Source organism: Chryseobacterium sp. DT-167, from assembly GCF_058310155.1.
This window is the reverse complement of sequence record NZ_JBZEEQ010000155.1, coordinates 1-503: the sequence shown is the minus strand read 5'-3', so window position 1 is coordinate 503 and position 503 is coordinate 1. Positions and strand designations below refer to the sequence as shown.

Sequence of the window (503 nt, the reverse complement as noted above, 5' to 3'; positions counted from 1 at the left end):
GAGCGCATGGGCGCCGGTTTCACCGGTCCGCGCGTGCTGCTGGAGCTCAGCGGCTACTGAGCGGCGTTTCCTACCGGTTGCCTGAGGCTGGCCCGGCCTCAAGTCCTCCGACCGCTACACCTGTCGCCGAGCGCTCCACGAACAGCAGTAGCGCTCGGCGGAAGCTGTAGCGCTCGGGATGGACGGCCGTCAGGTGAGCGGCCACCATGCCGGGACGAGCGTGCGGAAGAGCGCGAAGAACCCGTCGACGTCGCGAGGTGGTTCCGTCGTCAGCCACGCGTCGATCGCCCCGACCGTTCCGTCTGCGATGAACCGCGCGACCGCGTCGTCCCGCAGCGCCGGGTTGAGACCCGGAGCGGGAGGCGGCGTGACGGCGCCGCTCTCGAGGAGGGACAGCACCGATCGTCGGAAGTGAACGCTCAGCATCCCGTGGAGATCGGCCGATCCCGCACCGCCGAGTCCGCGCCGGTAGATGGTCGCGTGCGAGTCGACGTGGCGGAGCA

General features: G+C 70.2%; 1 protein-coding gene. It reads right to left on the bottom strand.

Annotation, left to right across the window (positions count from 1 at the left end; translation table 11 throughout):
• Positions 1–189 precede the first annotated feature (189 nt).
• The coding region (locus tag AC4FQ5_RS20240) for a hypothetical protein (RefSeq protein ID WP_491146564.1) at positions 190–503 on the bottom strand (314 nt) is incomplete at its 5' end.